General features: G+C 61.6%; 14 protein-coding genes and 2 pseudogenes. 9 read left to right on the top strand and 7 right to left on the bottom strand.

Annotated elements, in window-relative coordinates:
* Positions 1-116: 116 nt before the first annotated feature.
* Both CSV86_RS25510 and glmS read left to right on the top strand, forming a co-directional pair.
* Positions 117-893, top strand: a complete 777-nt coding sequence (locus CSV86_RS25510; protein WP_009402513.1) for a DeoR/GlpR family DNA-binding transcription regulator — start codon at positions 117-119, stop codon at positions 891-893.
* A 2-nt stretch (positions 894-895) separates the two neighbouring features.
* Positions 896-2,731: a glutamine--fructose-6-phosphate transaminase (isomerizing) gene (glmS, locus tag CSV86_RS25505; protein WP_009402512.1), complete on the top strand. Its 1,836-nt coding sequence runs from the start codon at positions 896-898 to the stop codon at positions 2,729-2,731.
* A 93-nt stretch (positions 2,732-2,824) separates the two neighbouring features.
* Here glmS and CSV86_RS25500 read toward each other — a convergent pair whose 3' ends face one another.
* Positions 2,825-3,391 carry a hypothetical protein gene (locus CSV86_RS25500; protein ID WP_009402511.1) on the bottom strand — a complete coding sequence of 189 codons (567 nt, stop codon included), beginning with the start codon at positions 3,389-3,391 and terminating at the stop codon, positions 2,825-2,827.
* A 336-nt stretch (positions 3,392-3,727) separates the two neighbouring features.
* On the opposite strand from CSV86_RS25500, the pseudogene CSV86_RS33570 reads away from it, so the two are divergent.
* Positions 3,728-4,810: pseudogene (locus tag CSV86_RS33570) on the top strand (cache domain-containing protein); the annotation flags it as partial.
* Positions 4,811-4,900: 90 nt separating this feature from the next.
* A complete protein-coding gene (locus CSV86_RS33565) occupies positions 4,901-5,668 on the top strand; it encodes a methyl-accepting chemotaxis protein (protein WP_376699774.1) in 768 nt (255 codons plus the stop codon).
* Positions 5,669-5,759: 91 nt separating this feature from the next.
* Here CSV86_RS33565 and lpdA read toward each other — a convergent pair.
* Positions 5,760-7,159: pseudogene (lpdA, locus tag CSV86_RS25490) on the bottom strand (dihydrolipoyl dehydrogenase).
* A gap of 196 nt (positions 7,160-7,355) precedes the next feature.
* On the opposite strand from lpdA, the gene cfaB reads away from it, so the two are divergent.
* Positions 7,356-8,537: a C17 cyclopropane fatty acid synthase CfaB gene (cfaB, locus tag CSV86_RS25485; RefSeq protein ID WP_009402507.1), complete on the top strand. Its 1,182-nt coding sequence runs from the start codon at positions 7,356-7,358 to the stop codon at positions 8,535-8,537.
* Here the strand turns inward: cfaB and cls are convergent, their stop codons facing one another.
* Positions 8,538-9,977 carry a cardiolipin synthase gene (cls, locus tag CSV86_RS25480; RefSeq protein ID WP_009402505.1) on the bottom strand — a complete coding sequence of 480 codons (1,440 nt, stop codon included), beginning with the start codon at positions 9,975-9,977 and terminating at the stop codon, positions 8,538-8,540.
* A 130-nt stretch (positions 9,978-10,107) separates the two neighbouring features.
* On the opposite strand from cls, the gene CSV86_RS25475 reads away from it, so the two are divergent.
* Complete coding sequence (locus tag CSV86_RS25475) at positions 10,108-10,635, top strand: DUF3617 domain-containing protein (RefSeq protein WP_009402504.1); 528 nt, start codon at positions 10,108-10,110, stop codon at positions 10,633-10,635.
* Here the strand turns inward: CSV86_RS25475 and CSV86_RS25470 are convergent.
* From CSV86_RS25470 to CSV86_RS25460, 3 genes are all read right to left on the bottom strand, one after another.
* Positions 10,632-11,192, bottom strand: a complete 561-nt coding sequence (locus tag CSV86_RS25470) for a gamma carbonic anhydrase family protein (RefSeq protein ID WP_009402503.1) — start codon at positions 11,190-11,192, stop codon at positions 10,632-10,634. The two genes, CSV86_RS25475 and CSV86_RS25470, sit on opposite strands and share 4 nt — an antisense overlap.
* Positions 11,193-11,210: 18 nt before the next feature.
* Positions 11,211-12,098, bottom strand: a complete 888-nt coding sequence (gene folE2 / locus CSV86_RS25465; RefSeq protein WP_009402500.1) for a GTP cyclohydrolase FolE2 — start codon at positions 12,096-12,098, stop codon at positions 11,211-11,213.
* A 75-nt stretch (positions 12,099-12,173) separates the two neighbouring features.
* Positions 12,174-12,554 carry a hypothetical protein gene (locus CSV86_RS25460; protein WP_009402498.1) on the bottom strand — a complete coding sequence of 127 codons (381 nt, stop codon included), beginning with the start codon at positions 12,552-12,554 and terminating at the stop codon, positions 12,174-12,176.
* Between the two features lie 127 nt (positions 12,555-12,681).
* On the opposite strand from CSV86_RS25460, the gene zigA reads away from it, so the two are divergent.
* Genes zigA through CSV86_RS25445 form a run of 3 tightly spaced genes read left to right on the top strand, consistent with a single transcriptional unit; the run spans position 12,682 to position 15,549 of the window.
* Complete coding sequence (zigA, locus tag CSV86_RS25455) at positions 12,682-13,893, top strand: zinc metallochaperone GTPase ZigA (protein WP_009402495.1); 1,212 nt, start codon at positions 12,682-12,684, stop codon at positions 13,891-13,893.
* A complete protein-coding gene (locus CSV86_RS25450; protein ID WP_009402493.1) occupies positions 13,893-14,528 on the top strand; it encodes a DUF1826 domain-containing protein in 636 nt (211 codons plus the stop codon). The genes zigA and CSV86_RS25450 overlap by 1 nt, the downstream gene beginning before the upstream one ends.
* Positions 14,529-14,571: 43 nt before the next feature.
* A complete protein-coding gene (locus tag CSV86_RS25445; RefSeq protein ID WP_009402491.1) occupies positions 14,572-15,549 on the top strand; it encodes a CobW family GTP-binding protein in 978 nt (325 codons plus the stop codon).
* Here CSV86_RS25445 and CSV86_RS25440 read toward each other — a convergent pair.
* The gene (locus CSV86_RS25440) at positions 15,543-15,935 is read right to left on the bottom strand and encodes a DUF3301 domain-containing protein (RefSeq protein ID WP_009402489.1); all 393 of its coding nucleotides are present in this window, start codon (positions 15,933-15,935) and stop codon (positions 15,543-15,545) included. The genes CSV86_RS25445 and CSV86_RS25440 overlap by 7 nt on opposite strands.
* Positions 15,936-16,048 lie beyond the last annotated feature (113 nt).

The raw sequence follows: 16,048 nt of genomic DNA, 5'->3' as shown, positions 1-16,048 counted from the left end.
ATGTGGATAACACGAAAGTGCCACGATCTCGCCTTTTGTCGAATTCCCGCTTGACCGAATGAAAGATCCAGGTTTTGATTGCCCTAATTATCTTTCGAAACGAAACTTAAGCGCGTATGTCGAAACGAAACACTCCCCAGCGGCGCCATAACATTCTTGCCCTGCTCAATGAACAGGGCGAGGTGAGCGTGGACGAACTGGCCAGGCGTTTCGAAACTTCCGAAGTGACCATCCGCAAGGATCTGGCAGCCCTCGAGAGCAACGGTCTACTGCTTCGCCGCTATGGTGGGGCGGTTACCATGCCGCAGGAACTGATCGCCGATCAGGCCCAGCCCGTCTCCCACTACAAGAAAGCCATCGCTCGCGCGGCTGTTGCGCGGATCCGCGAGCATGCGCGGATCATCATCGACAGTGGCAGCACCACCGCCGCGATGATCCCGGAGCTAGGCCTTCAGCCCGGCCTGGTGGTCATGACCAATTCCCTGAATGTCGCACGCGCCCTGAGCGAGTTGGAGCACGAGCCGGTACTGCTGATGACGGGCGGTACCTGGGACCCGCATTCCGAATCCTTCCAGGGCCAGGTTGCCGAGCAGGTCCTGCGTTCCTACGACTTCGACCAGCTGTTTATCGGCGCCGATGGTATCGACCTGGTCCGCGGTACTACTACCTTCAATGAGTTGCTCGGCCTGAGCCGGGTCATGGCGGAGGTGGCCCGGGAAGTGATCGTGATGGTCGAGTCGGACAAGGTTGGACGCAAGATTCCCAACCTCGAGCTGCCATGGAGCAGCGTGAACACCCTTATTACCGATGAACGCCTGCCTCGCGAGGCACGCGAACAGATTGAAGCCCGCGGCATCAACGTGATTTGTGCCGCTATCAGCCAGGAGCATTGACTATGTGTGGAATCGTTGGCGCGGTCGCCGAGCGCAATATCACCGCCATTCTGATCGAAGGCCTCAAGCGTCTTGAGTACCGTGGCTATGACAGCGCCGGTCTCGCGGTCTTCACCCAGCAGGGCACCCTTGAACGTCGCCGCCGTATCGGCAAGGTCAGCGAGCTGCAGGCCGCCGTGGCCGCCGATCCGCTGGTGGGCCAGTTGGGCATCGCCCACACCCGCTGGGCCACACACGGTGCGCCGACCGAAAACAATGCCCACCCACATTTTTCCGGCAACGAGCTGGCGGTGGTGCACAACGGCATCATCGAGAACCATGAAGTCCTGCGCGAAAACCTGAAATCCCTGGGCTACGTGTTCAGCTCGGAAACCGATACCGAGGTGATCGTTCACCTGCTGCACCACACTCTGAAAACCGTTCCGGACCTGGCCGACGCGCTGAAGGCAGTGGTCAAGCAACTGCACGGCGCTTACGGCCTGGCCGTGATCAGCGCCAAGCAGCCTGATCGCCTGGTTGCGGCGCGCAGCGGCAGCCCGCTGGTGATCGGCCTGGGCCTGGGCGAAAACTTCCTGGCCTCCGACCAATTGGCCTTGCGCCAGGTCACCGACCGCTTCATGTACCTTGAAGAAGGCGATATCGCCGAGATCCAGCGCGAACAGGTGCGCATCTGGGACACCAACGGCAACGCCGTGCAGCGTGAAGTGGTGCAATACCACGAAGGCGCCGAGGCCGCTGACAAGGGTGAATACCGCCACTTCATGCTCAAGGAAATCCATGAGCAGCCAACCGTTGTCCAGCGCACCCTCGAAGGCCGCCTGGGTGCTGACCATGTCATGGTCCAGGCTTTCGGTCCGAAAGCCGCAGAGCTTTTCGCCAAGGTACGCAATGTCCAGATCGTCGCTTGCGGCACCAGCTATCACGCCGGCATGGTTGCCCGTTACTGGCTGGAAGAGCTGGCCGGCATTCCCTGCCAGGTCGAAGTCGCCAGCGAGTTCCGCTACCGCAAGGTAGTGGTACAGCCCGACACCCTGTTCGTCTCCATCTCCCAGTCCGGCGAAACCGCCGACACCCTCGCTGCCCTGCGCAACGCCAAGGAACTGGGCTTCCTCGGCAGCCTGGCGATCTGCAACGTTGGCATCAGCTCGCTGGTGCGTGAATCCGACCTGACCCTGCTGACCCTGGCCGGCCCGGAAATCGGCGTGGCCTCGACCAAGGCCTTCACCACCCAGTTGGTGTCCCTGATGTTGCTGACCCTGGCACTGGGTCAGGTTCGTGGCACCTTGGGTGCAGGCGTCGAAGCCGAGCTGGTCGAGCAATTGCGTCGCCTGCCGGTGCGCCTGGGCGAAGCCCTGGCGATGGATTCCACCGTGGAGAAAATTTCCGAACTCTTCGCCGACAAGCACCACACCCTGTTCCTGGGCCGCGGCGCGCAGTTCCCGGTAGCGATGGAAGGCGCCCTGAAGCTCAAGGAAATCTCCTACATCCACGCCGAAGCCTACCCGGCGGGCGAGCTGAAGCACGGCCCGCTGGCATTGGTGGATGACGACATGCCCGTAGTCACCGTCGCGCCGAACAACGAACTGCTGGAAAAGCTCAAGTCCAACCTGCAGGAAGTCCGTGCACGGGGTGGGCAGTTGGTGGTCTTCGCTGACGAGCAGGCAGGGATGAGCAATGGCGAGGGTACCCACGTGATTGCCATGCCTCATATTGCCGATGCGCTGGCGCCCATCCTGTACACCATCCCGCTGCAGCTGCTGTCGTACTACGTGGCGGTGCTCAAGGGTACTGACGTTGATCAGCCGCGCAACCTGGCGAAATCGGTCACGGTCGAGTAAGCCAATAGTTGCATTCGGAAAGCCGCTTCCCCGAAGCGGCTTTTTTGCATGGAAAGCAATCGGCCGAACACGCCGCTGGAATTCAGAGACAACCTAGCGCGAGGTCTTCACCTGCAGAACCTCGGTGTAGATCGCATCGACCGTCTGGCCCTCCTTCAGGTTTTTCATCCTTGCCTGCAGGTCGGGGTTTTCGACCTTGACCACGGCAACCTTGCCCTCCGGCGGCAGCAGCGTCACTTCATGGTTCTTCAGGTCGATATGGGTGATCTTCGACGTTACTTTCACCTGGCGTACCGCTTCGCCGCCAGGGTTGGGGTTGTCCTTGGTGGCACGCACGGTCATGGCTTCGTCGGTGACCTTTGGCGCGCCCCCGACCTGTGTATCAAGAACATAGGCAACCGCGCGGGACACCTTGATGTTCACCGTGTCGCCGACTTTCAGATTGTGCAGGTCCTTGGCCTGCTCAGTGAGTTGCACCTTTACCGGACTGTTGTCGGTGTCTGCGATCGTGACTATCCGGTTGGGCACATCCACCGCCAGTACCTTGGTGGTGATCTCGCCTTCGATGGCTTTGCTGCCCAGCGGAATGTCGACCGCGTGAGCGATGGACAGGACGCTACCCAGAGCAACCACGTACGCTAGAGAACGAATGATTTTCATCGCCTGATTTCCATGTTGGCTAACGAATTTTTTCCTGGTGCTTCACGCACCCGGGCAAGCATAGCCATTGCACGTCGAACTGCTGCGAGGCGATCTGCCGCACAAAACGCGTTGAAACAGACAAAAATGTGTCCTGTCCACACGATCAGCTTTGCCCGAAACCCCGTAGATTCGGGGGCATGAGGCCGTTTCGGTGCCTTGCGCAGGGGGCATCAAGTTGCCATTCTGCGTTTTGCTGAATCGTTCAGCAGAGCGCTTGCCTCGCTCTCGAGCAGCGCAAAACAGATCCTGTATCCCTTGGGCCCGCTTGTGGCACGTCGTATCGGAAGCCATCGAATGAATATAAAAAAGAAGCTGACGTGTGCATTCGGCGTAATCGCCGTGATTCCCGTGGCCTTGATCGCTTGTCTGGTGGTTTACAACCTCAACCAGCAGGCTCGTGAGGGCTTTGTGGAAACCTCGAGCCGGGAGATCCGACAGATCGATAACACGGTGAATGTCTTCCTCGATTCCATCGCGCAGAACGTCACGCAGTGGGCGGACGATCCGTTGATCGTCAACGCCAGGGATCTGAAGATCTACAGCAGCGACAATGCGCCGGCTACGCCGCTACCCCAAGCCAACCGTGTACTTCTGGAGCATTTCACGCGCTATGCCAAGGCGCATCCGACGACTGCTTTCGTTTCGTATGCCCGCAACGATGATGGCAGCTATGCCTCATGGCCCGATGAGCCGGCGCTGAAGAACTACGAGCCGCGCAAGCGCCCGTGGTACCAATTGGGGATCGCCAATCCCGGCAAGGTCATGCGGACCAGTGCCTACCTATGGGGTAGCCAGCCCCTGATCTGTACCGTGCGCACGGTGCACGGAGCCAATGGCGAAGTGCTCGGTGTGATGGGTATCGACGTATCGCTGGAACAGCTGGCCGGCTTCATCGGCAAGACCAAGCTGGGAGAAAGCGGCTACCTGATGCTGGTCGAAGACACCGGTGCGGTGCTGGTGGACCCGAGCAATCCGGGCAATGCCTTCAAGCAGCTCAAGGAGCTGGGCGGCGATTACGCGCTGCTGGGCAACACCGCGAAGGGCCTGATCGAGGTGGAACTGGGCGGCAAGCGCTACATGGCCAACGTCTGGACTTCACCCACCCTGGGCTGGCGCTTCATCGGCCTGATCGAAAAAAGCGAAGTGATGGCCGACGTTACCAGCCTGACCTGGACCATCGTTGCGATCGCCCTGGTACTGGCGCTGCTGTTTGCAGTGGTTGGCGCAACCTTCTCGAACCTCATCGTCAACCCGATCAAGGGCGTTGCCGACAGCCTCGAGGATATCGCCCAGGGTGAGGGCGACCTGACCCGCTCCCTGCAAGTGAAAGGCAGCGATGAAACCGCAGCGCTGGCCGGCTGGTTCAATCAGTTCGTCGAGCGCATCCGCTCGTTGGTTCAGCGCATTGGCCATGCTTCCGCCGACTTGCAGACTGCCTCGGAGACCAACAGCCAGGTCGCCTCGAACATGGGTGATGCGACCGGCCGCCAGCGCCAGGCGGTGGAACTGGTATCCACGGCGTTCAATGAGATGGTCGCCACTGCCAACGAAGTGGCCAGGTCGTGCAGCCATGCGGCGACTTCTGCCGACGCCGGCCAGCGCCATGTCAGTGCCGGCCAGCAGCAGATCGAGCAGGCCACCAGCAGCGTCGCGCGCCTGAGCGAGAACCTGTTGCAGGCGACCGAGGCCATGCAGGCGCTGGAAAAGGAAAGCCAGGACATCAACACCATTCTCGGTACCATCCGCTCGATCGCCGAACAGACCAACCTGCTGGCGCTCAACGCAGCCATCGAAGCGGCGCGGGCCGGCGAGCAAGGGCGTGGTTTTGCCGTGGTGGCGGATGAAGTGCGGGCACTGGCCAAGCGCACTGCCGACTCCACCGGAGAAATCGATGGCTTGCTGGGTGGCCTGGCGCGGCGGGCGCAGGATGTCACCCAACAGATGCACAGCAGCCTGGAAATGTCGCAGCAGAGTGTCAGTTCGATCCGCGAGGCGCGGGACAGCTTCGAGGATATCCGGACTTCGGTGGATGCCATCCGCGACCAGAGCAATCAGATCGCCACGGCGGCGGAAGAGCAGCACCAGGTGGCCGAGGACATCAACCACCACATCATCCAGATCCAGGCGGATGCACAGTTGATCGAGCAACTGGCCGGGACGGCGCAGGCAGATTCGCAACAGTTGAAGGCGTTGTCGCAGGAGTTCGGCAGCCTGGTGTCCCGGTTCAGGACCTGATTTCCCGGTTGTCAGTACAGGCCTCAGCTCCCACAGGGAAATTGTGGGAGCTGGCTTGCCAGCGACGAGGCCAGTACAGGCAACCCGGCTATCAGATCTGCATCGCCATCCCGTCCACGTTCATCGCCGCCTGGCGCAACGCCTCGGAGCGGGTCGGGTGCGGGTGGCAAATCAGCGCGATGTCTTCCGCCGACGCGGCAAATTCCATCGCCACGCAATATTCGCCGATCATCTCGCTCACGCTTGGCCCGACAAGGTGCACGCCCAGCACCTCATCGGTATTGGCGTCGGCGATGACCTTGGCGAAGCCTTCGGTCTCGTGGTTGATCTTGGCCCGGCTGTTGGCGAGGAACGGGAACTTGCCGACCTTGTAGGCGCGGCCCTCGGCTTTCAGTTGTTCTTCGGTCTTGCCGACGGTGGCCAGTTCAGGCTTGGTGTAGATCACCCCGGGATCAGGCCGTAGTTCACCTGGTGCGGCTTGCCATGGATCAGTTCGATGCAGGCGATGGCCTCATCCTCGGCCTTGTGCGCGAGCATCGGTCCGGACGTGACGTCGCCGATCACCCAGATGCCGGGTACCTGTGTGCGATGCCCCTGGTTTTCCAGCATGCCGCGCTTATCGGTGTGCAGACCGACGCTTTCAAGGCCCAGGCCCTGGGTATAGGGGCGACGACCGATGGCGACCAGCACGTAGTCCGCCTGCAGGGTTTGCGCTTCGCCGCCGGCGGCGGGTTCCAGGGTCAGGCTGACGCTATCGGCCGAAGGCGTGGCCTGGGTGACCTTGCTGCCCAGCTTGAAGCTCATGCCTTGCTTGGCCAGGGAGCGCTGGAGCGTCTTGGCGGTTTCTTCGTCGATGCCCGGGCAGATGCGGTCGAGGTATTCGATCACGGTCACTTCGGCACCGAGGCGGCGCCACACCGAGCCCAGTTCGAGGCCGATCACCCCTGCACCTATAACCACCAGGTGCTTGGGTACTTCCGGCAGCGACAGGGCGCCGGTGGAGTCGATGATGCGCTGGTTGTCGATGGTCACGCCGGGCAGGGGCGTGGGTTCGGAACCCGTGGCGATAACGATGTCCTTGGCATGGTACTCGCTGACGTTGCCCTCTGCGTCGCTGACCTTGACCTTGCCAACGCCGTCCAGCTTGCCCCAGCCCTTGATCCAGTCGACCTTGTTCTTGCGGAACAGGAACTCGATGCCCTTGGTGAGGCCGGTCACGCTTTCATCCTTCTGCTTCATCATTTGCGCCAGGTTCAGGCTCGGCTTGACCTCGATACCGAGGTGACCAAGTTCGCCACTGGCAGCGGCCTCATAGAGTTCGGATGCATGCAGCAACGCCTTGGAAGGCATGCAGCCAACGTTCAGGCAGGTACCGCCGAGGGTAGCGCGACCTTCTATGCAGGCCACGCTCAGGCCCAGCTGGCCAGCGCGAATGGCGGCGTTGTAGCCGCCGGGGCCACCACCGATGATGATGACATCGTAGTTTTTCATTGTTGTGCTCCCGGATGAAGAATCGACTGGCGCCAAGGTTAATGGCTCGTGTTGAGTTTTGTATACAATTTGAGGTTGTTTCTGTAGCGAAAGCCTTTCGATAGCCTCCGACTATGGTCTCGATAGCCGGAAAGATCCTGCGTATGAACTACCCTGATCCGTTGACGTCCATCTGTATAAATGGGGAGGCTCACTCATGCATGCGCAACTCTCGGTTCTGCAAAGCCTGCATCTTCCACTCCGTCTGCGTCTCTGGGACGGCCATGAGTTCGATCTGGGTCCGCAACCCCAGGTCACCATCATGCTCAAGGACCCGGGGCTCATCAGCCAGCTGACCCATCCGGGCCTGGACGACCTGGGCTCGGCGTTCGTCGAAGGCAAGCTTGAACTGGAAGGCGCCATGAGCGAGGTTATCCGCCTGTGCGACCAGCTCAGCGAGGCGCTGCTCAAGGACGAAGAGGAAGCGCTGCCGGTACGCAGCGAGCATGACAAGGCTACCGACGCGGCGGCCATTTCCTACCATTACGACCTCTCCAACGAGTTCTACCAGTTGTGGCTCGACCGCGACATGGCCTACTCCTGTGCGTATTTCAAGACTCCTGAGGATAGCCTCGACCAGGCCCAGCAGAACAAATTCGATCATCTATGCCGCAAGCTGCGCCTGCAGCCCGGCGATTACTTGCTGGATGTCGGTTGTGGCTGGGGCGGGCTGGCGCGTTTTGCCGCGCGCGAGTATGGGGCCAGGGTGTTCGGCATCACCCTGAGCAAGGAGCAGCTCAAGCTCGGGCGTGAGCGGGTGGCGGCGGAAGGCCTGGAGAAGCAGGTCGATCTGCAGATCCTCGACTACCGCGATCTGCCCCAGGATGGACGCTTCGACAAGGTGGTCAGCGTCGGCATGTTCGAACATGTCGGCCACGCCAATCTGCAACTGTATTGCCAGCGCCTGTTCGGTGCGGTGCGTGAGGGCGGCCTGGTGATGAACCACGGCATCACGGCCAAGCACATTGACGGCCGTCCGGTCGGCCGCGGGGCTGGCAACTTCATCGAGCGCTACGTCTTCCCGCATGGCGAGCTGCCACACCTGTCGATGATCAGCGGCTTCGTCAGCGAAGCGGGGCTGGAAGTGGTGGACGTTGAGAGCCTGCGCCTGCATTACGCACGGACCCTGAAATTCTGGAGTGATAACCTCGAAGGCAATCTCGACAAGGCTGCGGCCATGGTCCCGGAAAAAGCCCTGCGGATCTGGCGCCTCTACCTGGCTGGTTGTTCCTATGCCTTCTCTCGCGGCTGGATCAATCTGCACCAGATCCTCGCGGTCAAACCCAAGGCCGACGGCAGCCATGATCTGCCGCTGACCCGCGAAGACCTCTACCGCTGATCACAGAATGGGTGAAATCAGCCGAGCGATGCGCATCCCCAGCTGTTGCAGGCGATGCGTGTCGCGGCTGTCTTCCAGCGTGATTTCGCGGGATTGTTCGAAATCTTCGAGCAGCATGCTTTCCACGGTGCCGGCAAAGCCTGGATCGATGGTTACCAAGGTGATCTCGAAATTCAGGCGGAACGAGCGGTTGTCCAGGTTGGCGCTGCCGATAGCGGCGACGTCGTCGTCCACCAGCATGACTTTCTGATGCAGGAACCCGGGCTGGTAACGGAACATGCGTATACCGGCGCGCACCGCTTCGAAGGCGAACAGGCTTGAAGCAGCGTAGACGATGCGGTGGTCGGGGCGTGCTGGAATCAGGATGCGCACATCCACCCCGCGCATCACGGCCAGCCGCAGCGAGGCGAATACCGCCTCGTCGGGGATGAAGTAGGGGCTGGTGATCCATACCCGATGTTGCGCCGCCTGGATCGCATCGACGAAAAACAGCGAGCAGGTTTCCTGCGGATCTGCCGGCCCGCTGGCCAGCACCTGACAGAGCACGCCGTTTTCCGGGTAGGTTTCCGGAAGGATCAGGGGCGGCAATTTCCGTGCGGCCCAGTACCAGTCTTCGGCAAAGGATTCCTGCAGGCAGGCCAGCACCGGGCCGGTTACTTGCACATGGGTATCGCGCCAGGGCGATAGCGGCATCCTGGCGCCAAGGTACTCGTCGCCGACGTTGTGCCCGCCGAGAAAACCCTGCACGCCGTCCACCACGACGATCTTGCGATGGTTACGGAAATTGACCTGGAATCGATTGAACCAGCCGCGCTTGGTAGCGAACGCGCGAATCTCCACGCCACCCTCGCGCAGGCTCTGGCTGTACCTGGCGGGCAGGGCATGGCTGCCTACCCGGTCGTAAAGCACATAGATCTTTACGCCTTCGGCGGCTTTCCTCAGCAGGAGGTCATGCAGGCGTCGGCCGAGCAGGTCGTCATGGATGATGAAGAACTGCACCAGCACGGTATCGCGGGCTTGTTCGATAGCGCTGAAGATGGCATCGAAGGTGGCCTTGCCATTGACCAGAAGACTAACCTGGTTGTTTGCCAGGCATGGCATGCGTCCGAGCTTGCTCAAGCCACGCAGGCCTGCATAGGCCGGCGAATTGCTGGCGGCCAGTGCTTCCTCGACCCAGGGGCGCCAGTTGAGGTCGGCCATGGCAACGTGCATTTCCTGGTTGGCCTGGCGTCGGGCCTGGATATAGGCGTCGAAGGTGCGGCTGCCGAATACCAGGTAAGGAATCAGGGTCAGGTAGGGGATGAACAGCAGCGAGAGTGCCCAGGCAATCGAGCCCTGGGCGGTCCGTACGGTGAAAACCGCATGCAGTGCGGCGATGGCACCGATGAAGTGGGTCGCGCCAATCAGGTAGGCGAAGAACTGGGGGCTGTGGTAATCCATACACGTCCTGTGACGTCCGCCAATCAGTCGCCTAACAGAGCATGTTCCGGACTGGTCTTGCAACCCGGACGGCATTTCGACGTCTAAGCCACAGTCCGGCATCGGGCCGGAAATTTTCAGGAGTCATTAGATGAACATTCGTGTATCGGCGCTGGCGCTGCTGCTTGGCCTGTCGAGTCCCCTGGTTCAGGCGCAGATGCTGCAACCGGGCCTGTGGGAGCTGACCACCAGCAATATGCAGGTTGATGGCAAACCACTGCCGGACATGGAGTTCATGCTCGGCCAGTTGAAGAACCTGCCGCCGGAACAGCGGGCGATGATGGAAGGCGTGCTGGCCAAGCAGGGCATCACTGTGGCCGGCAAGGGTGTGCGCTCGTGCCTGACCCCCGAGCAGGTAAAGACCGATGACATTCCGCTGCAGGATCCACAGTCCGGTTGCACCCAGCGGATCACCGATCGCAACGGCAAGACCTGGAATTTCGAGTTCAGTTGCCCCAAGGCCCGGGGCACTGGCCAGGCACAATTCCTCAGCGATCGCGAGTTCGTCACCAAGGTGCAAGGTACCTTCAACGCCTCGGGGGTTCAGCAGCAGGGCAGCATGAACACCCGGGCGGTATGGCTCGGAGCAGACTGCGGCACGGTCAAGCCGCGCAGCTAGAACTCGTTCTGCAGGGCCTTGTAGCCCTTCACCAGGTCGATGTTGGTATGGGCGACGTCCTCGGAGAATTCCGAGGCGCTGACGCTCACGGGTGGGAACTGGCTCAGGTCGGTGAGGGGGCCGATGCGTGTGGTGGAGGGCACGTAGAAGTTTTCCGGCAAGTCGCGGCCGTCCACCACCGAGTTGTGTCGCACTACGCTGCCATTGCCGACCACGCAGTTGAACAGCACGCTGTTGAAGCCGATGAACACCCGGTCGCCCACCACACATGGGCCATGCACGATGGAGCGGTGGGCGATGGAGGTGAACACGCCGATGGTCACCGCGGCGCCGGACTTGGAGTGGATCACCACGCCGTCCTGGATATTCGAGTTGCAGCCGATGGTGATCGGCTGCATCGAGCCGCTGTCATCCACCTCGTCGGCACGGATCACCGCGTAGGGGCCGACGAACACGTTCTCGCCAATCACCACCTTGCCGCAGATGATCGCGGTGTGATCGATGTAGGCCGACTCGGCAATGACCGGCAGGTCGCCGGTCGGGTTCTTGCGGATCATCGAGGTCTCTCCGTTCGGTTACCAGTTCCACTGGCTTTGGGCGACAGCATCGTGGGCGTGCAGGCTCTCGGCGTGTTCCACACGCAACTGGAAGCCGGCCACCGCAGGCAGGTGTCGCAATGCCAGGTTGAGGCGCCGTGCGGCGTCCTCGCAGAACATCAGGTTCTGCCCGTTAGCCAGGGCGAACGCCTGTTCGTCGGCGCGCTTCACTGCCGTTTGCACGGCGGTACCCAAGGCGGCTTCGGCCTGATCGATCAATTCCCGAACGGGTAGCTCATTGCAGCCCTTCTTCAAGCGTATCCGTAGTTTCGCCGTGCTGCGCTGGCTGTGGGGCGTGGCGACGATCCCTTGCGGACTGCCGAGCCAGCTCAACACTTCTTCGTGGCTCAGGCTGCGATTGGCGAAATCGCTGAGGAACTGCTGTTGAATCAACTGTCTGGCTAGCGCGGCCGAGCAGGGGCAGGTCGAGGAATAGGCCACGTCGGCAGATAGTTCCACGTGGAACATTTCATCGGAGAGCTTCGCTTCGATGACCAGCGGATAGCGCTTGTGGCCCGATTCGGAGCTGACCAGCGCTGATCGCTCAAGCTGTACATCGAAGCGCAAGGTCAGGTAAGCGCAGGTGGACAGTTCTTCATGGCTGTCGAGGAACTGTTGCAGCACCCGGCGGATAAGCGACACCGACAGCGCTTCATCCTTGAAAGCAGACAGGGCCAGGTACAACCGCGACATATGAATGCCGCGACAGGAGCCATCGGCCAGATCGACGCCGGCATCTGCCATGGCCTGGAGGCTGAGTTGATCAAGACGGATCGGCAGGGCGATCCCGCACATGCCGACCCAGTCCAGTGGCAGGGATTGTCCGCTGGCCTGGGCGGCGATATCGGGGAGAGTCAGGGCGGTCATGGTGCGAACCATCGGCAAGAAAGTTGCAATACGTTACATTATAACAATTCGATTGCCAGCATTTTTTCCACCGCCTCACTGACAGCCATTCAGGCGATTGCAGCGCAGGCTGAAGCGCTGACCGCTGGAACTGGAAACGCGGTTGAGGGTGGTCCAGCCCACTCTGCGGCTGTAGCCCACCCAGGCCTCGCCGTCGCTGGCGATGCCGGTATAGAAATTCAGCAGGCCATAGCGACTGGTGGTCTGCGCCCAGCGGCGCCCGCTCGGGGCGTCGTAGCCGCGCAAGTAAATGGTGCCGCCTTGGGTCTGCACACCGTAGTAGCTGCCCTGGCGGTCGTCACAGGCCAGCAGATTGGCGCTACGCGTGCAGTTGGCCAGTTCGACGCGGGGCATGGCCTGGGCGCTGCCGACGGTGCACAGCAGGGTTATCCACAGCCCGCGCTTGAATGACTTCATTAACATCTCTTCACCTTGAACCCATGGATGACGGATAGGCGGTTGGCTAAAGTGCATTGTTATAATATAACCTTGTAACAAAGCATCGTTCGAATGCACTTTGCCGCCCCTGATGAGGAACCGCGCCATGTCCGATCGTCTTCCCGTAACCGTGCTGTCCGGCTTCCTTGGTGCCGGCAAGAGCACGGTGCTCAATCATGTGCTGCGCAACCGCGACAATCTGAGGGTGGCGGTCATCGTCAACGATATGAGCGTGATCAATATCGACGCCACCGAGGTGCAGCGCAACGTCAGCCTTAACCGCACCGAAGAAAAACTGGTCGAGATGAGCAACGGTTGCATCTGCTGCACCTTGCGCGAAGACCTGCTGGAAGAAATCGGCCGCCTCGCTGCCGAAGGCCGGTTCGATTACCTGTTGATCGAATCCACCGGCATCGCCGAGCCGTTGCCAGTGGCCGAGACCTTCACCTTCCGTGATGAACAGGGCCGCAGCCTGGCCGAAATGGCCCGTCTCGACACCATGGTCACCGTGGTCGATGGCCTGAACTTCCTGCGCGACTATCAAGCCGCTGAAAGCCTCGCGTCCCGTGGTGAAACCCTCGGCGAAGACGACGAGCGCTCGATCAGCGACCTGCTGATCGACCAAGTGGAATTCGCCGACGTCATCCTCCTCAGCAAGATCGATCTGATCAGCAGCCACGAGCGCGAAGAGCTCTGCGCCATCCTTCGCCGCCTCAATGCCCATGCGCGCATCGTGCCGATGGTGATGGGCCAGGTGGAGCTCAAGGAGATCCTCGATACCGGCCTGTTCGATTTCGACCGCGCCGCCAGCGCGCCGGGCTGGTTGCAGGAGTTGCGTGGCGAACACGTCCCGGAAACCGAGGAATATGGCATCGCCGCCAGCACCTGGCAGGCCCGCCGGCCCCTGCACCCGCAGCGCTTCTTCGATTTTATCCACAGGCCCTGGGAGAACGGCCGCCTACTGCGTTCCAAGGGCTTCTTCTGGCTGGCCAGCAAATACCAGGAGGCCGGCAGCTGGTCCCAGGCCGGCGGCATGATGCGGCATGGCTTTGCCGGACGCTGGTGGCGCTTCGTGCCCAAGGCCCACTGGCCGCAGGATCAGGAAAGTACCGCAGCGATCCTCAAGCAGTGGGACCCGGAATGCGGTGATTGCCGCCAGGAACTGGTTTTTATCGGCCAGCATATCGATGTTGCGCGCCTGCATGCCGAACTGGACGCCTGCCTGTTGAACGACGACGAAATGGCCCTGGGCGCCACCCATTGGCTGCGCCTGCCGGATCCGTTCGGCGCCTGGCACGACGAAGAGGAGGTCGCCTGATGCAGCTTGCCGAGTCGCTGGTGCCAGTACGCCAGGCCTTCGGCGAGACGCCGAAGGTGCTGACCGAAGCCTTGCAGGACGGGGTCAATCTGGCTGTCTGGCAGCGCCGGCTGCCGGCGCACATCGAGGATTTCGCCCGCTTGTTGCTGTCGCTCGGCGAGCCGCTGGCCGATGCACGCACCCTGGAGATCGGCAAGGATGGCGAAGTACCCACGCTGGACGGGGTCGCCAGCGCCTACGCCGACCTGGCTGGCTATGAAGGCTTTGTCGCCGACCTGAGGTGGTTGGTCGGCGCCTACGCCTGCCTGCTCGATGCGCGTAGCGTCGGTTTGCGCCTGCGGGTGCTGGATGGCGCCATGTGCCCGCGTTTCCATGTCGATCATGTGTCGCTGCGGCTGATCACCACCTATGCCGGCCCGGCCAGCGAATGGCTGGAGGAAGGCGTGATCAATCGCCGCCGCCTGGCGCAGGAGGAGGTCGATGCGGCGCATGTACGGCATCTGGCCTGCGGTGATGTGGCCTTGCTCAAGGGCGAGAAGTGGCTGGGCAACGAGGGCGCCGGGCTGGTGCATCGTTCGCCGTCGCCGGGCAATGGCGAGCGTCGCCTGATCCTGACCCTTGACTGGCTGGCCTGAGTCCGGAGCATAGTGGTAACGATTCCCCGACCAGACGGCGCCTATGCTGCATAACATTCCGACCCATCTGATTGCCGGCCCGCTTGGCGCCGGCAAGACCAGCCTGATCCGCCACCTGCTCGGCCAGCGCCCGGCCAACGAACGCTGGGCGGTGCTGATCAATGAATTCGGCCAGATCGGCCTCGACGCAGCGTTGCTCACCAGTGACGACGATGGCGTGAGCATGGGCGAGGTGGCGGGTGGCTGCCTCTGCTGTGTGAACGGTGCGCCCTTTCAGGTAGGGCTGGGTCGGTTGCTGCGCAAGGCGCGGCCGGACCGGGTGTTTATCGAACCTTCCGGCCTTGGGCACCCGGCTCAGGTGCTGGCGCAGTTACGGTCGCCGCCATGGACCGGTGTGCTGGCGGTGCAGCCTGCGGTGCTGGTGCTGGATGCGCAAGCAATGGCGATGGGAGCCGGATTGCCAGAGGCGCAGAAACAGGCGCTGGCCGATGCCGGCCTGCTGGTCATGAACAAGGCCTGCGCGGTGGATGAAGCGAGTCGCCTGTGGATAACCTCGACCTTGCCAAAAGTACCGCTTTGCTGGGTCGACCACGGCCGGATTTCCCTGTCGCAGCTACCGATTAGCAATGGCGCCGCCACGGAAAAAGGCGCTGTGGATAACCTTATCCCTGTCGGAACAGCTTCCATTCCAGCCCTGTGGACAGATTCGCGGCAGCCTTTGTGCAGTTATCAACAGGGTGCAGAAGGCTGGAGCATCGGCTGGCGCTTTCATCCACAGCAAGTTCTCGACATCGGCCAGTTGCAGACATTCCTCGAAGGTCAGGAGTGGCGCCGGGCCAAGATGGTTATCCACAGCGGGCAGGGCTGGCGCTCGGCTAACGCCCTTGGGGGCCAGCGGCTGGTCTGGGAGGAGAGCGCCTGGCGGCGCGATTCGCGGATCGAGCTGATTTTCGACGAACCCCAGGATCATGCGGTATTGGAGCGGGGGATGCTGGCCTGCCGCACGCCTGTGGATCACTGACGCCAGCGGTTGTGTTCCTGGCGCCACTGCTTCATTTCGATCACATTGTCGCCATGCACCGGCGGCTTGATCTCGAACGGATAGGGCGCCAGTTCGATCTGTACGCTGTGGGCGCCGAACTGGGTGACCGTGCCCGGGTGGCGTTGCTCGCCGGTCACGGTGAATTCGAAGGCGTAGATCCGGGCCAGACGCTTGCGGCCGTTGGCATCGCGGACGAAGGCGATTTTCTTCAACGCCACGGCACCGTCGAGCAATTCGAGGTCGAGCTTGGCGCAATGCTGCTTGACCCGTTCCAGGGCCTTTTCCCGCAATCCGTGGTTATGCCACAGCCAGGCACCCGCCGTGGCCAGGACCATCAACACCAGGATGTTTTCGAGGGTAACCATCTACACGTGCTCCAACGAGGTGTGCCAGCTTAACTGCCACCCCGGCCTGTCGTACAGGTGGCATTTGGCGCCATACTGCGCGCCTTGTTTGTCATTTCATTGCTTTGGACGTC

Source organism: Pseudomonas bharatica CSV86, from assembly GCF_000319305.2.
GTDB classification, from domain to species: Bacteria; Pseudomonadota; Gammaproteobacteria; order Pseudomonadales; family Pseudomonadaceae; genus Aquipseudomonas; species Aquipseudomonas bharatica.
The sequence above is the reverse complement of the archived record's forward strand: the minus strand, read 5'-3'. Positions and strand labels throughout refer to the sequence as shown.

Coding starts and splice junctions, on each gene's coding strand:
- CSV86_RS25510 (WP_009402513.1), top strand. CDS start 117: ATGTCGAAACGAAACACTCCCCAGCGGCGCCATAACATTCTTGCCCTG.
- glmS (WP_009402512.1), top strand. CDS start 896: ATGTGTGGAATCGTTGGCGCGGTCGCCGAGCGCAATATCACCGCCATT.
- CSV86_RS25500 (WP_009402511.1), bottom strand. CDS start 3,391: ATGAAAATCATTCGTTCTCTAGCGTACGTGGTTGCTCTGGGTAGCGTC.
- CSV86_RS33565 (WP_376699774.1), top strand. CDS start 4,901: ATGGGTGATGCGACCGGCCGCCAGCGCCAGGCGGTGGAACTGGTATCC.
- cfaB (WP_009402507.1), top strand. CDS start 7,356: ATGCATGCGCAACTCTCGGTTCTGCAAAGCCTGCATCTTCCACTCCGT.
- cls (WP_009402505.1), bottom strand. CDS start 9,977: ATGGATTACCACAGCCCCCAGTTCTTCGCCTACCTGATTGGCGCGACC.
- CSV86_RS25475 (WP_009402504.1), top strand. CDS start 10,108: ATGAACATTCGTGTATCGGCGCTGGCGCTGCTGCTTGGCCTGTCGAGT.
- CSV86_RS25470 (WP_009402503.1), bottom strand. CDS start 11,192: ATGATCCGCAAGAACCCGACCGGCGACCTGCCGGTCATTGCCGAGTCG.
- folE2 (WP_009402500.1), bottom strand. CDS start 12,098: ATGACCGCCCTGACTCTCCCCGATATCGCCGCCCAGGCCAGCGGACAA.
- CSV86_RS25460 (WP_009402498.1), bottom strand. CDS start 12,554: ATGAAGTCATTCAAGCGCGGGCTGTGGATAACCCTGCTGTGCACCGTC.
- zigA (WP_009402495.1), top strand. CDS start 12,682: ATGTCCGATCGTCTTCCCGTAACCGTGCTGTCCGGCTTCCTTGGTGCC.
- CSV86_RS25450 (WP_009402493.1), top strand. CDS start 13,893: ATGCAGCTTGCCGAGTCGCTGGTGCCAGTACGCCAGGCCTTCGGCGAG.
- CSV86_RS25445 (WP_009402491.1), top strand. CDS start 14,572: ATGCTGCATAACATTCCGACCCATCTGATTGCCGGCCCGCTTGGCGCC.
- CSV86_RS25440 (WP_009402489.1), bottom strand. CDS start 15,935: ATGGTTACCCTCGAAAACATCCTGGTGTTGATGGTCCTGGCCACGGCG.